Source organism: Mesorhizobium sp. CA7 (assembly GCF_020165015.1).
Classification (GTDB): domain Bacteria; phylum Pseudomonadota; class Alphaproteobacteria; order Rhizobiales; family Rhizobiaceae; genus Mesorhizobium.
Genome location: NZ_JAIUHH010000014.1, coordinates 80,605 through 100,117, shown reverse-complemented (window position 1 = coordinate 100,117; position 19,513 = coordinate 80,605). Strand labels below are relative to the sequence as shown.

At 65.2% G+C, this 19,513-nt stretch carries 15 protein-coding genes; 13 read left to right on the top strand and 2 right to left on the bottom strand.

Annotated features, from left to right (window positions below; translation table 11 throughout):
* Positions 1-105: 105 nt before the first annotated feature.
* Positions 106-468, bottom strand: coding sequence for a nuclear transport factor 2 family protein (locus LB552_RS21785; RefSeq protein WP_224610155.1), 363 nt, complete (start codon positions 466-468; stop codon positions 106-108).
* A gap of 111 nt (positions 469-579) precedes the next feature.
* Between LB552_RS21785 and xylA the strand changes: the two genes are divergently transcribed.
* From xylA to LB552_RS21770, 3 genes are all read left to right on the top strand, one after another.
* Positions 580-1,905, top strand: coding sequence for a xylose isomerase (xylA, locus tag LB552_RS21780; RefSeq protein ID WP_224610153.1), 1,326 nt, complete (start codon positions 580-582; stop codon positions 1,903-1,905).
* Between the two features lie 170 nt (positions 1,906-2,075).
* Complete coding sequence (locus LB552_RS21775; protein WP_224531740.1) at positions 2,076-2,279, top strand: hypothetical protein; 204 nt, start codon at positions 2,076-2,078, stop codon at positions 2,277-2,279.
* 60 nt (positions 2,280-2,339) lie between these two features.
* A complete protein-coding gene (locus tag LB552_RS21770) occupies positions 2,340-3,101 on the top strand; it encodes a TIGR01458 family HAD-type hydrolase (protein ID WP_318011965.1) in 762 nt (253 codons plus the stop codon).
* On the opposite strand, the gene LB552_RS21765 is transcribed toward LB552_RS21770, so the two are convergent.
* On the bottom strand, positions 3,082-4,062 hold the full coding sequence (locus tag LB552_RS21765) for a GlxA family transcriptional regulator (protein WP_224610151.1): 981 nt from the start codon (positions 4,060-4,062) through the stop codon (positions 3,082-3,084). The two genes, LB552_RS21770 and LB552_RS21765, sit on opposite strands and share 20 nt — an antisense overlap.
* A 131-nt stretch (positions 4,063-4,193) precedes the next feature.
* Here LB552_RS21765 and LB552_RS21760 point away from each other — a divergent pair, with 131 nt between their 5' ends.
* The 10 genes from LB552_RS21760 (at position 4,194) to rpe (ending at position 19,274) form a co-directional block, all read left to right on the top strand.
* Positions 4,194-5,117, top strand: a complete 924-nt coding sequence (locus LB552_RS21760; RefSeq protein WP_224531736.1) for a 3-keto-5-aminohexanoate cleavage protein — start codon at positions 4,194-4,196, stop codon at positions 5,115-5,117.
* A gap of 14 nt (positions 5,118-5,131) precedes the next feature.
* Positions 5,132-5,758, top strand: a complete 627-nt coding sequence (locus tag LB552_RS21755) for an HD domain-containing protein (RefSeq protein WP_224610149.1) — start codon at positions 5,132-5,134, stop codon at positions 5,756-5,758.
* A 5-nt stretch (positions 5,759-5,763) separates the two neighbouring features.
* Positions 5,764-6,885: a carnitine 3-dehydrogenase gene (locus LB552_RS21750; protein ID WP_224610147.1), complete on the top strand. Its 1,122-nt coding sequence runs from the start codon at positions 5,764-5,766 to the stop codon at positions 6,883-6,885.
* Between the two features lie 4 nt (positions 6,886-6,889).
* Positions 6,890-8,053 (top strand): acyl-CoA dehydrogenase family protein, encoded by a 1,164-nt coding sequence (locus LB552_RS21745; protein ID WP_095768160.1) that lies wholly within the window; start codon positions 6,890-6,892, stop codon positions 8,051-8,053.
* Positions 8,054-8,117: 64 nt separating this feature from the next.
* Positions 8,118-10,196, top strand: coding sequence for an acetate--CoA ligase family protein (locus LB552_RS21740; RefSeq protein WP_224610145.1), 2,079 nt, complete (start codon positions 8,118-8,120; stop codon positions 10,194-10,196).
* The gene (locus tag LB552_RS21735) at positions 10,189-10,971 is read left to right on the top strand and encodes a carnitinyl-CoA dehydratase (protein WP_224610143.1); all 783 of its coding nucleotides are present in this window, start codon (positions 10,189-10,191) and stop codon (positions 10,969-10,971) included. The genes LB552_RS21740 and LB552_RS21735 overlap by 8 nt, the downstream gene beginning before the upstream one ends.
* A 216-nt stretch (positions 10,972-11,187) precedes the next feature.
* The gene (locus LB552_RS21730) at positions 11,188-12,120 is read left to right on the top strand and encodes an alpha/beta hydrolase (RefSeq protein ID WP_224610141.1); all 933 of its coding nucleotides are present in this window, start codon (positions 11,188-11,190) and stop codon (positions 12,118-12,120) included.
* 364 nt (positions 12,121-12,484) lie between these two features.
* Positions 12,485-14,446, top strand: a complete 1,962-nt coding sequence (locus tag LB552_RS21725) for a hypothetical protein (protein ID WP_411966397.1) — start codon at positions 12,485-12,487, stop codon at positions 14,444-14,446.
* Positions 14,447-14,457: 11 nt separating this feature from the next.
* Positions 14,458-18,306 (top strand): DUF11 domain-containing protein, encoded by a 3,849-nt coding sequence (locus tag LB552_RS21720; protein ID WP_224610138.1) that lies wholly within the window; start codon positions 14,458-14,460, stop codon positions 18,304-18,306.
* 290 nt (positions 18,307-18,596) lie between these two features.
* Positions 18,597-19,274, top strand: coding sequence for a ribulose-phosphate 3-epimerase (gene rpe, locus LB552_RS21715; protein ID WP_140686993.1), 678 nt, complete (start codon positions 18,597-18,599; stop codon positions 19,272-19,274).
* Positions 19,275-19,513: the final 239 nt, after the last annotated feature.

Sequence of the window (19,513 nt, the reverse complement as noted above, 5' to 3'; positions counted from 1 at the left end):
TTGCAAGGAGAGGCGAGGCCTCGAAGCTGCCAATCTCCCCCCTTGAGGGGGAGATGGCCGGCAGGCCAGAGGAGGGGGCCTCACATCCCACCTCCTCGGTTAGCCTCACTGCGCCGGCACCTTATCCAAGAACCCGGTGACACTCTTCAGGCGACCATTCTCGATGACGCCAATATCGGTGCCCTCGATGACGGATTCCGTGCCTTCCGGCCCAAGATTCCACGAGAAGCGGATGCGGTCGGCGAAACCGTCCGGCTCACCCTTCAGCGAGAAGCGGAAGCCGACGAAGCGCTGTTGCACGCCGTCGATCAGCGCGGCGATGCCGTCATGGCCATCGCCTTGCATGATCGGGTCGCGATAGCTGACGTCGCTGGTGAAAGCCGCGTCGAGCAGCGCCTTGCGGCGCTGCGCATCGATCTCGTTCCAGGCGGCGATGTAGTTGCGGGCGATCGTGTTGAGGTCGGTCATAGTCATGTTCCTTCGTTGGATCGTTTCGACATGACGCTTTTCGCCCGGCAAAAGAGTGAAACCAATTACGCCTGAGGTAATCGGGAAACCATCTCGGAGAGGAAGGAAACCATGAGCAGCGGATTTTTCGGCGACATCAAGACAATCAAATATGAAGGGCCGGATTCGACCAATCCGCTGGCCTACCGATTCTACGATCCCGACGAGGTGGTGGCCGGCAAGCGGCTGGAAGACCATCTGCGCTTCGCCGTCGCCTACTGGCATTCCTTCGCATGGCCGGGCGGCGACCCATTCGGCGGCCAGACCTTCGACCGACCCTGGTTTGCCAAGCCGGGCGGCGTCGACACGATGGAACTGGCCAAGCTCAAGGCCGACGTCGCCTTCGAGATGTTCTCGCTGCTTGGCGCGCCCTATTTCTGCTTCCACGACGCAGACGTGCGCCCGGAAGGCAAGGATTTTTCGGAGAGTGCCGCGCGCCTCGACGAGATCACCGACTATTTCGCCGACAAGATGAAACAGACCGGCGTCAAGCTGCTCTGGGGCACGGCGAACCTCTTCTCGCATCGCCGCTTCATGTCCGGCGCGGCCACCAATCCCGATCCGGATGTGTTCGCCTATGCGGCGGCGACGGTGAAGAGCTGCATCGACGTTACCAAGAAGCTCAAGGGCGAGAACTATGTGCTGTGGGGCGGCCGCGAGGGCTATGAGACACTGCTCAACACCGACCTTGCCCGCGAGCAGGAGCAGGCCGGCCGCTTCCTCAACCTCGTCGTCGATTACAAGCACAAGATCGGTTACACGGGCACGATCCTGATCGAGCCGAAGCCGCAGGAGCCGACAAAGCACCAGTACGACTACGACGTCGCGACCGTCTACGGCTTCCTCAAGCGCTTCGGGCTGGAGAAGGAAGTAAAGCTCAACATCGAGCAGGGCCACGCGATCCTGGCCGGCCATTCCTTCGAGCATGAGCTGGCTTTGGCGAATGCGCTGGGAATCTTCGGTTCGATCGACATGAACCGCAACGACTACCAGTCGGGCTGGGACACCGACCAGTTCCCCAACAACGTGCCGGAAATGGCGCTGGCCTATTATCAGGTCCTGCAAGGCGGCGGCTTCAAGACCGGCGGCACCAATTTCGACGCCAAGCTCAGGCGCCAGTCGCTCGAGCCGGACGACCTCCTGATCGGCCATATCGGCGGCATGGATGCCTGCGCACGCGGCCTCAAGGCGGCGGCAAAGATGATCGAGGACAAGGCGCTGTCCGGCCCGCTCGCCGAGCGCTATGCCGGCTGGAACACCGCCGAAGGCAAGGCGATGCTTTCGGGCGGGCGCACGCTGGAGGAGATCGCCGAGCGCGTGGTGAAGGAGAAGATCGAGCCGCAGCCGCGCTCCGGCCGGCAGGAACTGCTGGAGAACATCGTCAACCGCTACGTCTGATCGCTCAGGCGGAATGCCGAGCGTATAGCATTCGCGCGGGGCAGAATTTCACGACAAGGTTTTGCCCCGAGCCGCCCCTCAATCGCCCCGCTCTTGCCTTCAAACAGCCGTCACGGAACTCGTATAAACGTGGCTCCTGTGGCGGGTGAAGAAGAAGGAGGCGAACCGATATGCAGCACGAACGCGAGATCGACGCCCTGCTTTCGTCCGGTGAAACCGGATCGATCATCGACCGGCTGATGGCCTTGCCCCATTCGAAAGAGGGCGGTCGCAAGACAAATGAATGGGACCGCGCGGTCGCCGCGCGGTTGGAAACGGCGCTGGCCAAGAGCATGCGCACGCGCATCGTCGGCGAGGGCCGCGACGCCGCCTGACAATTCCCGTGATTTGACGAAAAGAGGTGGCTTCTCCATCCTGCACCGATGATACGCGCGGTGCTGCTTGACCTTGTGGGTGTCGTCTATGATGGCGATACCCCGATCGCAGGAGCTGTGACCGCGGTCGGGCGTTTGCGCAAGGCCGGCCTGCCGCTCCGCTTTGTCAGCAACACGACACGCTCGCCGCGCAGCAAGATCGTCGCGCAACTTGCCGCCATGGGCATCGAAGTTGCGGATGAAGAATTGCTGACGCCGGCGCGCGCTGCGATCGAATGGTTGCGCAGGCATGGCCGCGAGCCGCATCTGCTCATCCATCCCGATCTCGAAGCAGAGTTTTCGGGCCTGGAGGGAGGAAGCGGCAAGGCGGTTGTCGTGGGCGATGCCGGCGAGGCGTTCGGCTACGCCAGTCTCAACCGTGCTTTCCGCGCGTTATCCGCCGGCGCCGATTTTGTGGCTTTGGCCACCAACCGCACCTTCAAGGATGCGGACGGCCAGCTCAGCCTCGACGCCGGCGCCTTCGTTGCGGCCCTCGAATTCGCCAGTGGCCGAAGCCCCGTCGTGCTCGGCAAGCCGTCGGCGGATTTCTTCCATTCGGCGCTTGCCGATTTGAACTGCCCGGCCGCCGATGCGGTCATGGTCGGCGACGACGCGGAGAGCGATGTCGCCGGCGCGCTCAGCGCCGGGCTCGGCGCGGCGCTGCTCGTGCGAACCGGCAAGTACCGACCCAAGGACGAGACGCGATACGATCCGGCTCCGACGGCAGTGGTCGATGACCTCGCCGCCGCAACAGACTGGATTCTCAACCGCGCCGCAGCCTGACCGGCGCCTCGCCGAAAGCTCTTGAAAATGCCCTGGAAAATGCTGCGGCGGAGGAAAAGCCCGTACGCCCGGCAATGTCGGCCATGGCGATGCGCGTATCGACCACGAGCCGCCGGGCGGCGCTGAGGCGCAGCCTCAGATAATAGGCGCCGGGCGTCTCGCCGATCGACTTGCGAAAAATGCTTTCCAGCGTTCTTGCCGTGACGCCGGCGCGTTTTGCCACGGCGTCAATGGTGAGCGGCTGGTCGACATGCGCTTCCATCAGCCGGATTGCCTGCGCAAGCCGCGGATCGTAGCCGTCGAGCCGGCCGAGCGAGACCAGCGGCTGCGCGTCGGTCGCGGCGCGCGCCTGGTCGTAGATGAAGACGCTCGCCACATCGAGCGCGGCGGCCATGCCGAGCCGGGTGCGAATGAGATGCAGCATCAGGTCGAAGGTCGGCGAGGCGCCGCCGGAGGTGAAGACCGGCCCGTCGATGACATAGCGGTCCGGCCGCACATCCACGCCTGGAAAGGCGGTCGAGAAATCCTCCATGTCTTCCCAATGCGTGGTGGCGCTGCGGCCCTCGAGCAGGCCGGCGCGCGCCACCAGCCAGGTGCCGGCCTCGACGCCACCGCAAGCGCGTGCAGCGCGCGCTGCCCTGCGCAGACCCGCGAGCAATGCCGAGGTGGCGTAGTTCTGCGTGCCGAAGCCGGCGACGACAACCAGCATGTCGGTGGCCTCGGCCGCGTCGAATTGGCCGCTGACGGCCACGGGGAGGCCGCATGTCGTCACCGGCGCCTCGCCGGTGACCGAGACCAGCTTGAAATCGAACAGCGTCTCGCCTGAGATGCGGTTTGCTGCGCGCAGCGGGTCGACAGCCGAGGCCACGCACATGATCGAGGACCCCGAGAACACGAGGAGCGTAACCTTGAGCCTCTCGCGCTCGGATCGAAAGATGGTCGGCTTTTCGCTTTTGATCATGAGAGCTTCGTAAAACGCAAAACAGTTTCCGGCAAGTCGGGCATTCTTGGTGAATTGCCGTGCATGCCGTGCCGCTATCGGCTCCCGCTTCTGGGGGGCATGCATGGCCGATCGAATCTGGGAGGATCAAGATGCCGCTTGCGATGAACCGCGAGGTCTTCATTACCTGTGCCGTGACCGGCTCCGGCGGCACGCAGGACCGCAGCCCGCATGTGCCGCGTTCGCCCAAGCAGATCGCCGATTCGGCGATCGACGCCGCCAAGGCGGGTGCGGCGATCGTCCATTGCCATGTGCGCGACCCCGAGACCGGCAAGCCGAGGCGCGACGTGCATCTCTATCGCGAGGTGACCGAGCGCATCCGCGAAGCGAACGTCGACGTGGTGCTGAACCTCACCGCCGGCATGGGTGGCGACATGGTGTTCGGCTCGCCGGAAGCGCCTTTGCCGCTCAACGAGAAGGGCACCGACATGGGCGGCGCCACCAACCGCATGGAGCATGTGCGCCAGTGCCTGCCGGAGATCTGCACGCTGGATTGCGGCACGATGAACTTCGCCGAGGCCGACTATGTCATGACCAACACGCCGGGCATGCTGCGCGCCATGGGCGGCATGATGACGGCGCTGGGCGTGAAGCCGGAGATCGAGGCCTTCGATACTGGACATCTGTGGTTCGCCAAGCAGCTGGTCGAGGAAAAGGTGCTCGACCCGGACGCGCTGGTGCAGCTCTGCATGGGCGTGCCATGGGGCGCGCCGGACGACCTCAACACTTTCATGGCCATGGTCAACAACGTGCCCTCGACCTGGAACTGGTCGGCCTTCTCGATCGGCCGCAACCAGATGGCCTATGCGGCGGCGGCCGTGCTTGCCGGCGGCAATGTCCGCGTCGGCCTGGAAGACAATCTGTGGCTCGACAAGGGCGTGCTGGCGACAAACGCGCAGCTGGTCGAGCGCGCGGCCAGCATTGTCACCAATCTCGGCGCGCGTATCCTGGGGCCTGAGGAAGTGCGCAAGAAGCTCAACCTGACCAAGCGGGCACCGATCGCGGCCGCGGCGTAAGGCGGGCGCTGGCCATGGCTGATACCGTCAAGTTCACTGCGATGAAGGACGGCGACAAGGAAGACTATGAATTCCTGACCGCCCATGAGATCGACTACGCCGCCAAGACCGGCGACCGGCTGCTCGACGCGCTCGTACAGCTGGATGAGGGTCTTTCCGGCTACAAGATCACCCGGCTCGGCCATTCGCTGCAGGCGGCGACGCGCGCCTGGCGCGACGGCGCCGACACCGACTGGATCGTCTCAGCGCTACTTCACGACATCGGCGACATCTACGCGCCCTACAACCACGACGAATATGCGGCTGCGATCCTGAAACCCTTCGTGCGCGAGCAATGCACCTGGGTGGTGCAAAAGCATGGCGACTTCCAGCGCCTCTATTATGCGCATCACCTGGGCGGCAATCGGCATGCCCGGGACCGCTTCGCCGGCCACCTCTATTTCGATGACTGCGACCAGTTCTGCGAGCGCTGGGACCAGTCGAGCTTCGATCCCGACTACGAGACGCTGCCGGTCGAGTTCTTCCGGCCCTTCGTGCTCGAGGTCTTCGCCCGAAAGGCCTACGATCCGGCGGTGATCCGCACCGGCGAGCGCGTGGCCCTCACAGATCCCGAAACAGCCAAGACGAGAACCGGAGCCTGACAAGCATGAGCATCATCAACAAGGCGGCCGCGATCGGCGGCGGTGTCATCGGCGCCGGCTGGGTGGCGCGGCTGCTCTTGAACGGCATCGACGTGTCGATCTTCGATCCCGATCCGGAAGCGTCGCGCAAGGTGGGCGAAGTGATGAAAGGCGCGCGCCGGGCCTACAAGCAGATGCTGCCCGGCGGCCTGCCCAAGGAAGGCAAGCTTACCTTCGCAAAGACCATCGCCGAGGCGGTTGCCGACGCCGACTTCATCCAGGAAAGCGTGCCGGAGCGGCTCGACCTCAAGCACAAGGTGCTGGCCGAGATCGACCAGCATGCGCCCGCCAACGCCATTGTCGGCTCCTCGACCTCCGGCATCAAGCCGACCGACATGCAGGTGGCGATGAAGAAGCATCCGGAGCGGCTGGTCGTCGGCCATCCGTTCAACCCGGTTTATCTCTTGCCGCTGGTCGAGATCGTCGGCGGCGAGCAGACCTTCCCCGAAGCGATCGAGGTGGCCAAGGAGCTCTACGCCTCGATCGGCATGAAGCCGGTGGTGGTGCGCAAGGAGATCGAGGCCTTCGTCGGCGACCGCCTGCTCGAGGCCGCATGGCGCGAGGCGCTTTGGCTGGTCAAGGACGGCATCTGCACCGTCGAGGAACTCGACGACATCATGCGCTATTCCTTCGGCCTGCGCTGGGCGCAGATGGGCATGTTCCAGGTCTACCGGGTCGCCGGCGGCGAGGCCGGCATGCGCCACTTCATGGCGCAGTTCGGACCCTGCCTGAAATGGCCGTGGACCAAGCTGATGGACGTGCCGGAGTTCAACGACGAGCTGGTCGACCTTATCGCCACGCAGTCGGACGAGCAGGCGCATGGTCTGTCGATCCGCGAACTGGAGAGGATCCGCGACGACAATCTGGTCGCGATCATGGAAGCGCTGTCGAAGCAGAACAAGGGCAAGGGCTGGGGTGCCGGCGCGCTGCATAAGGACTATACCAGGCAGCTCGCCAAGCTGGCCGCGAAGAAGACTCCAGCCAAAACTGCCGAAAAGCCCAAGCCGGCGAAGAAGGCAGCCAAGCCGGCAAAGGCTGAGAAGCCCGCCAAGGGCGATAAGGCGAAGAAGAGCAAGAAGAAGGGCTGAGGCGATGCATTTCGGTCTTTCGGAAGAACAGAAGCTCATCGTCGAGACGACGCGCGCCTTCGTCGAGAACGAGCTCTACCCGCATGAGCGCGAGGTGGAGCGCACCGGCGTGCTGCGCCGCGAGCTGATCGACGAGTTGAAGGCCAAGGCGATCGAGGCCGGGCTTTATGCCGCCAACATGCCGGCCGATGTCGGCGGCGCCGGCTTGGACACGGTGAGCTGGCTGCTCTACGAGAAGGAGCTTGGCCGCGCCAATTACGCGCTGCACTGGACCTGCGTGGCGCGTCCGTCCAACATCCTGCTTGCCGGCACGCCGGAGCAGCGCGAGAAGTATCTTTTCCCGTGCATCCGCGGCGAGAAGTCGGACTGCCTGGCGATGACGGAGCCTGGCGCCGGCTCCGACCTGCGCGGCATGAAGGCGACCGCGGTGCAGGACGGCTCGGACTGGGTGCTCAACGGCACCAAGCATTTTATCTCGCATGCCGACATCGCCGATTTCGCCATCGTGTTCATGGCTTCGGGCGAAGAGGATTCGCCACGCGGCAAGCGCAAGAAGATCACCGCCTTCTTCGTCGACAAGGGCACCAAGGGCTTCACGGTGCGCGACGGCTATCGCAATGTCTCGCATCGCGGCTACACCAATTCGATCCTCGAATTCGACGATTGCCGGCTGCCGGCTTCCCAGGTGCTCGGCGAAGTGCACAAGGGCTTCGACGTCGCGAATTCGTGGCTTGGCGCCACGCGTCTCCAGGTTGGCGCCACCTGCCTCGGCCGCGCCGAACGCGCGCTCTCGCATGCCATCGAATATGCCGCGCAGCGCCAGCAATTCGGCCAGCAGATCGGCAAGTTCCAGGGCGTCTCGTTCAAGCTCGCCGACATGGCGACGGAATTGAAGGCCGCGGACCTGATGGTCTTCGAAGCCGGCTGGAAGTACGATCAGGGCACCGTCACCGATCAGGACATGGCGATGGCCAAGCTGAAGGCCACCGAAATGCTGGCCTTCGTCGCAGACGAGGCCATCCAGATCCATGGCGGCATGGGACTTATGGACGACCTGCCGCTGGAGCGCATCTGGCGCGATGCCCGCGTCGAGCGCATCTGGGAAGGCACGTCGGAGATTCAGCGACATATTATTTCGCGGGCGCTGCTGCGTCCGTTCGGAGCTTAGAGCATGATGCGCCAAGGCCCGGATCCGGCCTTGGACAAGATCGCGCTCAAACGAAAAGATGGCCATGCATAAACTCGAACGTCTCCTGCGCCCGAAATCGATCGCCGTGTTCGGCGGGGCGCAGGCCGCCGCCGTCGTGGCGCAGTCGATCAAGATGGGCTTTGCCGGCGAGATTTGGCCGGTGCATCCGACCAAGGACGAGGTCGCCGGCCGCAAGGCCTATCGCTCCGTCGCCGACCTGCCCGGAGCACCGGACGCCGCGTTCGTCGGCGTCAACCGGCATCTGACCATCGAGGTGATCAAGGCGCTGGCCGAACGCGGCGCCGGCGGCGCCGTCTGCTTCGCCGCCGGCTTCCTCGAGACCGAGGCCTATGACGAGGACGGCGAGCGGCTGCAGGCCGAGCTCGTCGCCGCCGCAGGCCAGATGCCGATCATCGGGCCGAACTGCTACGGCCTGATCAACTATGCCGACGGCGCGTTGCTTTGGCCCGACCAGCACGGCGGCATCCGGTTGGCCGAAGGCGGCAAGGGCGTCGCTATCATCACCCAGTCGTCCAACATCGCCATCAACATGACGATGCAGAAGCGCGGCCTGCCGATCGCCTTCCTGATGACGGCAGGCAACCAGGCACAGACCGGCCTTTCGGAAATGGCATTGGGCCTGATCGAGGACGAGCGCGTCACCTCGCTCGGCCTGCATATCGAGGCCTTCGATTCGGTCGCCGGCTTCGAGAAGCTGGCGGCACGGGCGCGCGAATTGAAGAAGCCGATTATCGCCATGAAAGTCGGCCGATCGGAGCAGGCAAGGCAGGCGACGGTGTCGCACACGGCCTCGCTGGCCGGCTCCGACGCCGCCTCCGGCGCCTTCCTGAAGCGTCTGGGCATCGCGCGCGTCGATTCCATTCCCGCCTTCATCGAGGCGCTGAAGCTGCTGCACATCACCGGACCATTGCCCGGCTACAGGCTCTCGTCGATGAGCTGCTCGGGCGGCGAGGCTTCCGTGATGGCCGACAGCGCCGAAGGGCGCTGGGTGCATTTTCCGGCCCTGACGGCCGAGCACCGCGCGCATGTCAAATCGACGCTCGGACCGCTGGTCGCGGTCGCCAATCCGCTCGATTACCACACCTTCATCTGGAACAACGAGCCGGCGATGACGGCCACTTTCACCGCCATGGTGTCGGGCGGCTTCGACCTCAACATGCTGGTGCTGGACTTCCCGCGCCCGGACCGCTGTTCGGACGTCGACTGGTGGGCAACGCTGCGCGCCTTCGAGGCGGCGCTGAAGACCAACAAGGCGCAAGGCGCGATCGTCTCCTCGCTGCCGGAAAACCTGCCGGAGGAATACACCGCCGGCCTGATGGCGCGCGGCATGGTGCCGCTGTTCGGCATCTCGGAAGCCATGGACGCCGCCCAGGCCGCCGCCTTCATCGGCTGGGCTTGGCGCGAGCCGCAGGCGCAACCGGTCGACACCACCGCGGCAGGCGCATCCGAAGCCAAACGCGTGACGCCGGACGAGGCCGAGGCCAAGGAGAGGCTCATCAACGCCGGCCTGCCAGTGCCGAAGGGCGAGCGCGCCTCCAATGCGGTCGAGGCGGTTATCTCCTCCATGACGCTTGGCTTCCCGGTGGCGCTGAAGGCGCTCGGCGTGGCCCACAAGTCGGAAGTCGGCGCTGTCAGGCTGAACCTCAAGGACGCCGAATCCGTCAGCGCCGCCGCGCATGATCTTCTGCCGCTCGGCACCGGGCTCTATGCCGAGCGCATGGTGCGCGACGGCGTCGCCGAATTGATCGTCGGCTTCACCCGCGACCCGATGTTCGGCGTGGTGATGACGCTCGGCACCGGCGGCGTGCTGGTCGAACTTTTGCGCGACAGCGTCACCCTGATGTTGCCGGCGACGCGCGACGATATCGAGGCGGCATTGCGTGGGCTCAAGCTCTATCCTCTCCTCGAAGGCTATCGCGGCCGGCCGAGGGCCGATGTCGACGCCGCCATCGACGCCATCGCCGGCATTGCCGACTTCGTGCAGAAGAACGAGGGCGAGATCGAGGAACTCGACATCAACCCGCTGATCGTCTGTGCTAAAGGCAAGGGCGCCTGGATCGCGGATGCCCTGCTGGTGCTTGGAGAAAAGAAGAATGGCTGAAATCATCACCACCCGCCGCGAAGGCGCTGTCCTCGAGGTCACGCTCGACCGGCCGAAGGCCAACGCTATCGATCTGAGGACATCGCGGCTGATGGGTGAGACCTTCAAGGCGTTCCGCGACGATCCCGACTTGCGCGTCGCCATCGTCAAGACAGCCGGCGACAAGTTCTTCAGCGCCGGCTGGGACCTGAAGGCGGCGGCCGCCGGCGATGCGGTCGATGGCGACTACGGCGTCGGCGGCTTTGCCGGGCTGCAGGAGCTGCGCGACCTCAACAAGCCGGTGATCGCCTGCGTCAACGGCATGGCGGTGGGCGGCGGATTCGAGCTGGCGCTGTCCTGCGACCTCATCTACGCCTCGGACCATTCCTCCTTCGCGCTGCCCGAGATCCGCGCCGGCACGCTGGCCGACGCTGCGACCATCAAGCTGCCGAAGCGCATCCCCTACCATATCGCCATGGACCTTCTGTTCACCGGCCGCTGGATGGATGTTGCCGAGGCGCATCGCTGGGGCTTGGTCAACGAGGTGCTGCCCAAGGACAAGCTCGAGGAGCGCGTCTGGCAGATCGCAAGGCTGTTGGCCAGCGGTCCGCCGCTGGTCTTCGCCGCGATCAAGGAGACGGCGCGGGTGGCCGAGGCGCTGACCTTCCAGGACGCCATGAACAAGGTGACGCGCCGGCAGCTGCCGACGGTCGATAAGCTCTACGGGTCGGAAGACAATATGGAAGGGTTCCGGGCGTTCGCGGAGAAGCGCGAGCCGGTTTGGAAGGGCAAGTGATTCTGCGGAGATGACGGAGCGAGGCCCCCCTCTCTGCCCTGCCGGGCATCTCCCCCTCAAGGGGGGAGATCAGATGTCACGCCCGCTTTCGCCAATCGCCGACGTTGGGAAAGAAGTGCCGTCGACGAAACTGCCAATCTCCCCCCTTGAGGGGGAGATGTCCGGCAGGACAGAGAGGGGGGCCTGGGCTCGGCCTTGGCTACCTGTTCCGCACCCATGACCGACTACAAAACTCTCATCGACGCAGAAACCTGGGCCTTCATCGAGAAGACCAACTCCTACTATCCGCCGGACACGATCGACTACACGATCGAAGAGCAGCGCGCGATCTATGACCGGATGTGCCGGGAGTTCTTTGCCGGCTATCCGCAGGGCGTGACCGCCGTGACGACAGGCATCGCCGACGGCATCCCGATCCGCATCTATCGCAACGCGGAGCCGAACGACGCTGCGATGGTGCTCTACCTTCATGGCGGCGGCTTTATCCTGGGCGGGCTGGAGAGCCATGACGATGTCTGCGCCGAGCTTTGCGCCCGCACCGGTTACGAGGTGGTCTCGGTCGACTACCGGCTGGCGCCGGAGCATCTGCATCCGGCCGCCTTCGACGACGCCATGGACGCGTTCGAATGGGCCGCCAAGACCTATGACTGCCCTGTCGTGCTTTGCGGCGACAGCGCCGGCGGCAATCTCTGCGCGGCGGTAGCGCATGCGACGCGCGGCCATGAAAAGAAGCCGGCCGGCCAGATGCTGATCTATCCCGGGCTCGGCGGCGACCATTCGCGCGGCTCCTACGTCACCCATGCCGAGGCTCCGATGCTGACCGCGCGCGATCTCGACTTCTACAAGCATATCCGCACCGGCGGCGTCGACCAGACCGGCGACATCACGCTCTATCCGCTGGCCGACGCCGATTTCGCCTATTTGCCGCCGACGGTGCTGATCACCGCCGAGTGCGACCCGCTGTCATCCGACGGCGAGGCTTATCGCGACCGCGTTATCGCGGCCGGCGGGCGCGCCGCCTGGTTCGAGGAGCCGGGCCTGGTGCATGGCTACCTCAGAGGCCGCCACATGATCGGCCGGGCACGGACGAGCTTCACCCGCATCGTCGAGGCGGTATCGGCGCTCGGCCGGGGCGACTGGATCTGGTAACGCCCCTGGCGACCGCAAACACTTTCCACCCCGCTATCCTCCCATGAACCTTTCCACGCCGGCCAGCGACTGATGGCCAGGCGCCGCAATGGCGCGGCAGGAAAGGAAAGCCGCCATGACCAGAAACCCAGAGACTTCGCGGTCTCCGGGAACAACGGGAATCCAGCGCGATCACCCCCTTCGGGAAGGGATCGACGCGCTGGGCTTCCGGCTGATTCCGTTGACCCTGCCCAGCAGCCGGCGTATCGTCGCCAAGAGGAAAACAGACAATTCGAACGGGGAAGAACGTGCCGCAACGCCGAGCCTTGCCCTGGTTGGCGCGGTAGAGGCGGACGTTCCTTCCAGCGGCTTCGGGGGGAGTTCAATGTCTGGCGTTCGCGGCTCGTTCCTGCGTTCCCGTGGCCGCCGTTTGCGCCGCGCAATCGCAACAAGCGGCGGAATTCTGGCTTTGGCGCTGTCCGCCGGCTTGTGGCTCGGCGCGGCGAAGGCGCAGGAAACCCAGATCATCTATCCCGGTTCGATGGCGGTCACCGGCTTTCCGGGCACCACCATTCCCGATTTCGATCAGGGTCTGCCCCCCGGCGTCGACCCGGTCGACGAGACCTTCATCGATACATCCCGCGCATCCTTGCGCATTTTCGACGTCTCGCATCTCGGCGGGCCCGCTTCCGGCCAACTCGTCAACACGCGGCCGCCCTTCGAGGTGACGGCCGGGCAGATCGGCGAGGTGTTCGGCCTCGCCTATGACGATGGCGTGCGCGACGGCGTGCCCTCAGGCGTTCCCAACCTCTACGCGGCTGCGACCTCGCTGCATGGCGTCGAGATCGTCACGCCGGACGCCGACCATGACGGCAGGCCGGAACGGCAGCGCCGCGGCACCGCGGGCGCCACTTTCATGCAGGGTCAGTTCGGCACCGAGAATGGCGGCGGACCAGGCACGATCTGGAAGATCGACGGCATCACGGGCGCCGTCTCCAAATTCGCCGACATCGACACCAACAGCGGGCCGGGCATCGGCAACCTCGCCTTCGATGCTACCCATCGCCAGTTCTTCGCTTCGGATCTCGATACCGGGCTCATTCACCGCATCGATATCGAGGGCAATTTGATCGACAGCTTCGACCATGGCGTCGCCGGGCGCCCCGCGCATGGATTAGCCCCGGTCGCCGACGACACCGCCGTGATGGACATCCAGGCTGCCGCTTTCGATAGCGAAGACCCCGCGACCTGGGGCTACACGCAGGACGCGCGCCGGGTCTGGGCCGTCGCCTATCATGGCGGCCGGCTCTACTATTCCGTCGGCGAGAAGGCCGAAATCTGGTCGGTCGGCATCGCGAGCGACGGAGGCTTTGCCGGCGGTCCGCGCTGGGAACTGACGGTCAAGGCGGACCAGGACTATGCCGTCACCGACATCTCATTCGACAATAAGGGCTTCATGTATCTCGCCCAGCGCGGCCCGGTCGAGAACCGCTACGATTACAGCCGCTTCGCCGATTCCGGCAAAGGCGAGCTGATACGCTACTGGCGCGAGGATCCGGACGATCCGGCAACGGAATCCGCCTGGGTCGAGGTGCCGCAGGAATATGCCGTCGGCTTCCCGCAAGGCAACCGCCAGTCGGCCGGCGGCGTCGACCTGCAATATCGCTATGACGCCGAAGGCAATCTCGACACTTCCGTTTGCACCGACACCGTCGTCAACACCGGCGACAAGTTGCGCGACAATCCCGAACTTGCCGAGCGCCTCGCCGCCGGCGGGCCGCTTGCCGTGCATGGCGTCCAGCTGACGCCAAGCGCGCTGGTCAAGCCGGCGAACGTTCCGCCCTTCGGCTCATGGTTCGTCGACTTCGACGGCTATTTCGAAGACCCGGACGTCCAAGGCCATGTCGGCGACGTAAGGGTCTGGCGCCCCTGTGAGGGCCGCGCCGGCTACTATGAGGAAATCCCCGGCGGCGGCTATCTGCCTCCGTTCTATCCGCCGGAGTTCCCGCCGCCCGGCAACCTGCCGCCCTGCGTGGATGTCGACGACGTGCATTACTACTGCACGCCACGCGGTCTGCGGGCCGAACTCTATCTCCATGACCATGCCGGCTTTGGCGGCGATTCGATCAAGGCGCAGTCCAGGACGCCCGGCGTCGGGGTATCAACCCCCATGTCGCATGTTCCGGGCAAGCCCTACACGATCGACATCACCGGCCATGATCCGGGCGACACCGTCAATGTCGGCCTCTGCTTCTACCGCAAGTCCGACCAGGACAAGGGTGGCTACTATCCTTGCTGCAAGATGACGCTGCCACTCAGAACGCCAGCCGTCAGCTGCGAACGTTGAGGGAGGGACAGATGACAAATCTCGCCCTTTCCCGCTCCGTCTCGAGCCGTTCGAAAACCATCATGGAGACGATCATGAAACCCCTGTCATATGCCAGGCGCGGCGCGCGCTGGCTGATGGCGGCCGGTATCGCGGTCGCCATGATGCCGGCACTGCCGGCGCTCGCCCAGGACCAGGCTCCGGCCACGGCCAATCAGGCCGCCAATCCAGCATCCCGCGGCATCAATGCGGAGCTCGCCCGGATCGTGCCCTTCTTCACCAAGAAAGGCAGCCAGAAAAGCTGCGATTCCGTCGAGTATGTCCTGAGCTTCGGCATCCATGGCGACCCGCAGGACTTCGACCGCCCAAGCGTGGCCGCCCTGCTCAAAGCGACAAGGCTCGATTTCAAGGACCAACTGCCGCACGGCCTGCAGATTGTCGGCGTCGATGTCTCCGGCGACGGCACCAGCGCCTCGGGCGGGCCGCTGCCCGCTGCTTCAATCGGCACGTCGGCCAGCTCGAACGACACGGCCAGCGTTTCCAACTTCCGCATCAGCGCTGCCAATCTCGATGGCGCGGGTGCTGCGAACGAACGCGTCATCACCTTCCGCATCACCGCCAGGATAGATCATGCGACCTTTCCCGTGCCGACGACGGTCGACAACCAGGGTGAGATCGAGGTGGCCTTCAGGGGCGGTCCGGCAACAACGATCCACTCGCAGGATCCGGACAGACCGGACGACGGTGATTTCCTGACCGGCGTGAAGACCTCGATCAAGATCGACTTGATCAAGTGCAACCCGCCGCCGCCACCTCCCGGCAAGGAATGTTTCAAGGTCGAGCGTGGCACGGTCGATTGCGTGCCCGGCGGCGGCGCCTTCATCTATCATATGCCGGTCGGCCCGGAGATGGGCGACAAATGGGTGCAGGTGTCGACGACGACGCCCGGCGTCAGCATCGTTCCCGACATGCAGAAGGTGCCGATCGGCGGCGGCGTGCTGAACTGGAAGATTATCGGCGCTTCGCCCGGCGAGACCATCCACCTCGTCGTCACTGGCATCGAGACCTATGCCGGCCCGAAGGAAGGCTGGGGGCTCTGCTGCACGCAGGTGATCGACATCGTCATCCCGCGTGACCTGAGATGCCCGCCCAAGGACAAGGAGCCGGACCTGAAGGTCGAGAAACATGCGGACGTGCCGCGTTGCACGATGGCCGGCGGCTGCGACTTCACCATCACCGTCACCAATGTCGGCGACGCGCCCTATAACGGCAAGATCGTGCTCGACGAGGTGACGCTGCCGGCAGGCTCAGTGCTGACCTCCGGGCCGAACGCGCCCTGGGTCTGCGCGCCCGGCACGACGCCGATGACCTGCACCTATCCGGCGGCCACGCTCAACCCCGGCGCCTCCGTCAACCTCAAGCTCGGCTTCAAGCCGGCGGGCGGCTGGCAAGGCGGCGTGCTGCGCAACTGCGCCGCCTATGACTACCAGGCCAGCGGCAAGCCGCTGTTCGGCAGCCAGCAGAACGACCGCGGCTGCGCCTCGATCCCGATCTGCCGCCGTGGCGATCGCGATGCGCAGTGCAATCCGCCGGTCGAGAAGAAGGTCGACCTGATCCTGAAGAAGCGCGCCCGCACCCCGGTCTGCACGCCGGACGGTGCCTGCACTTTCGTGATCGACATCATCAATAACGGCACCGGCACCTATAACGGGCCGCTGACCGTGATCGACACCTACCCCGGCGGCGCGCCGACCTCGTCGACCTTCGGGCCGAGCCCGCCATGGGCCTGCGGACCGAACGGCCCTGGCCAGTTCCGCTGCGACAATGCCGGCATCTCGCTGCCTCCGGGCGCCTCGACGCCGATCGTCGTCAGAGCGGTGATGCCGGCGAACTACCGGCCGGACACGGTGGAGAACTGCGCCGAGGTGAAGGGCATTGCCGGCGAGGTCAACCTCGCCAACAACAAGGCTTGCGCCACCCAGCGCATCCGCCACCCGAATGGCGGCCAGCCCGGCCTGCGCATCACCAAGACCTGCGATGGCTCGCTGGCCGGCGCTGCGGTTGTTTCCTGCCGCATCACCGTCACCAATGTCGGCATCGCCGCCCCCACCGGCCCGGTGCGGGTCAACGATGCCGCCACGCTGGTGTCGGGCGGAGCGCCTGTGCAAATCCAGAGCGTCACCCCCGACGGTGCGGACTGGGCTTGCGGACCGGTGCCTGCCAACACGCTGTCGTGCCAGATTCCCGGCGCCGTGATGACGCCCGGAACCAGCCGGCACTTCGACGTGACGGTGAGCGGCAACGGCGCGTTCGAGAATTGCGCGCGCGGCTCCTACGGGCCGGCGCCGGGTGACGACATTGTCTACCCGATCGGCCAGGCCTGCGCGAAGGGCGGCGGCGGCTCGACCATCCGCGTCGAGAAGACCGGCGATGCCGAGTGCCGGCCGGGAGAACCATGTTCGTTCGAGATCACCATCACGAACGATGGGCCTACCCCCTTCTCCGGTCCGGTCCGCATCGGCGATGCGATCGGCATCGACGGCATCGGCAGGCTGGAAGGCGTCCGGATCACCGCGATCGACCCGCCCTTCGGCTGCTCGCCGGAGCCGGCGACGCTGCCGGCGTCCTGCACCGCGAACCTGGCGCTCGGCGCCGGCGAAAGCCGCAAGCACCATGTCACCGTGACGCTTCCCGACGACAGGCGGCTTGCCGATCTCAAGGGCACGGTCAGCGGACAGAATTGCGTCGGCGTGCTCTCGCCGAATACGCCGGTGCAAAGCGGTGGCGACGTGCTGTCGCGCACGCCGAGCGGCATGCAGGGCGATCGCGGCAAGGCCTATGCGTGCCATCCCTTCACCGTCAGCCGAGAGGTGAAGAACCAGTGCTTGTATGGAATGGTGCTGAACTCGGCCGGCCGCTGTGTCTGTCCGGAAGGCACCATCTTCCGTGACGGCCAATGCTCGTCCGGCGGCGGCAAGCTTCTGCCGCTGCCTGTGCCGCAGCGTTGCGTCCTGCTCCAGGGCCAGATCCGCACCGAGGACGGACGCTGCGTCTGCCCGCGCGGCACCGAGCTGGAAAACGGCAAGTGCGTCCGGGGCGAAGAGCCGCAGGAGCCGCAATGCACGCTGCGTCCCGGCCAGTACCGCGACCAGAGCGGCAACTGCGTCTGCCGCCGCGGCGAGCTGGTGAACGGCGTATGCCAGGTCGTCCCGCCGAAATGCACGATCCGTGGTGCAGTGCTGACGACGGACGGCTGCGTCTGCCCGAAAGGCACGCATCTCGACCGTGCCGCCAAGGCTTGCGTGCCTGACAGGGAGCCGCCCGCCCAGTGCCGTATCCGCGGCCAGTCCCGCAACGCCGATGGCGATTGCGTCTGCCCGAGCGGCATGGAGGTGCGCGGCGGCGCCTGCCGGCCGATCGTGTCGAAGCAGTGCCCGGTCCGCGGCCAGGTGCGCGACGCCAACGGCAACTGCGCCTGCCCGGGCGGCCTGGTGGTGCGGGGCAAGGCCTGCCAGCGACCGAGGCCGAGCCAGGAGCAGTGCGCCATTCGCGGCCAGGTCCACAACAAGCGGGGTGACTGCGTCTGCCCGCGCGGGACCGAAATCCGCAACGGCGCCTGCCGCAAGGCGTCGGTGGAATGCGCACCGGGTGCGGAGTTCATCGACGGACAGTGCCAGCCGGTTTTCACCCGGCGGCGCTGCCCGGCCGGAACGGCCGGACAGTATCCGGATTGCTACCCGATCCGCAGGCAGCCGGACATCGAGATCAACCCCGGCATCCTGCTCAACCCGAATGTGCTGCAGCAATTGGTGCCGCAGCGCCAGCCGCGGCGCATGCTGCAGGATCCGGCGGGCGCCAACATCCAGAACTTCAAGCCGTAATCGTGCGGCTGAAGATCGAGACCCGCCGGAGCGATCCGGCGGGTTTTCTCTTCCACATCGAAGAAAGCTCTACGGCAGGCGGGCCAGTGCGCCCGTCGAAAACATGCTCCCCCTTGGCCGGATCATGGTCGAGGGCGTTTCACCGTTTCACGAAAACGGTGAACGCCCTATCTCTTTGTTTTCACGCAATTCCGGACGGAAAAGCGCTCGCACTTTTCCTGGAATTGCTCTAGGCAATCGCCCTGACAAGGCGCGACCACGCGCACAGGACCGCTGGGAGAATTTGCGCCATGAGCAAGAAGACCCTGATTGCGCCATCGGTGCTGGCATCGGATTTCTCCAAACTCGGCGACGAGGTCGAGGCCGTCGCGGCGGCCGGCGCCGACTGGATCCATCTCGACGTGATGGACGGCCATTTCGTGCCCAACATCACCTTCGGCCCGCCGGTGATCAAGGCGATCCGCAACCGCACCAAGGCCTTCTTCGATTGCCATCTGATGATTGCGCCGGCCGATCCTTACCTGGCGGCCTTCGCCGAAGCGGGCTGCGACGGCATGACGGTGCACGCCGAGGCCGGGCCACATCTCGACCGCTCGCTCCAAACCATCAAGAATCTCGGCAAGAAGGCAGGCGTCTCGCTTAACCCGGCAACGCCGGAAACGGCGATCGAGTATGTGCTCGATCGGCTGGACCTCATCCTGATCATGACCGTCAATCCGGGCTTCGGCGGGCAGGCCTTCATCCCGGCGATCGTGGACAAGGTGAAACGGGTGAAGGCGCTGATCGGCGGTCGGCCGATCCGTATCGAGATCGACGGCGGTGTTTCGGCCGAAACGGCGCCGCTGGTGACCGCGGCCGGAGCCAATGTGCTGGTAGCGGGCGCCGCAGTCTTCAAGGGCGGCAGCGTCGAAGCCTATAGGGCAAATATCGAAGCAATTCGAACGGCTGCCGACAGGGCCGCCAGTTAAACATATAACCGTGCGAGCCTCGCGGGAGTTGTACAACCGCGACAGGGATTGAACGATTGTTCATTCTATGAAGCGACGCAGGAACATCGACTTTTCCTGAGATTCTACTTTGTTCAATAAATAGACGATCCGCTTGTCTTAAAGTCGAATATCGTCATCTTCCGCTTGAGACACCACATTGCCCGGCTGTATGATACATGTACGGGAATTGCTTCGCCGCGGGGCCCTGGCAAACCAGG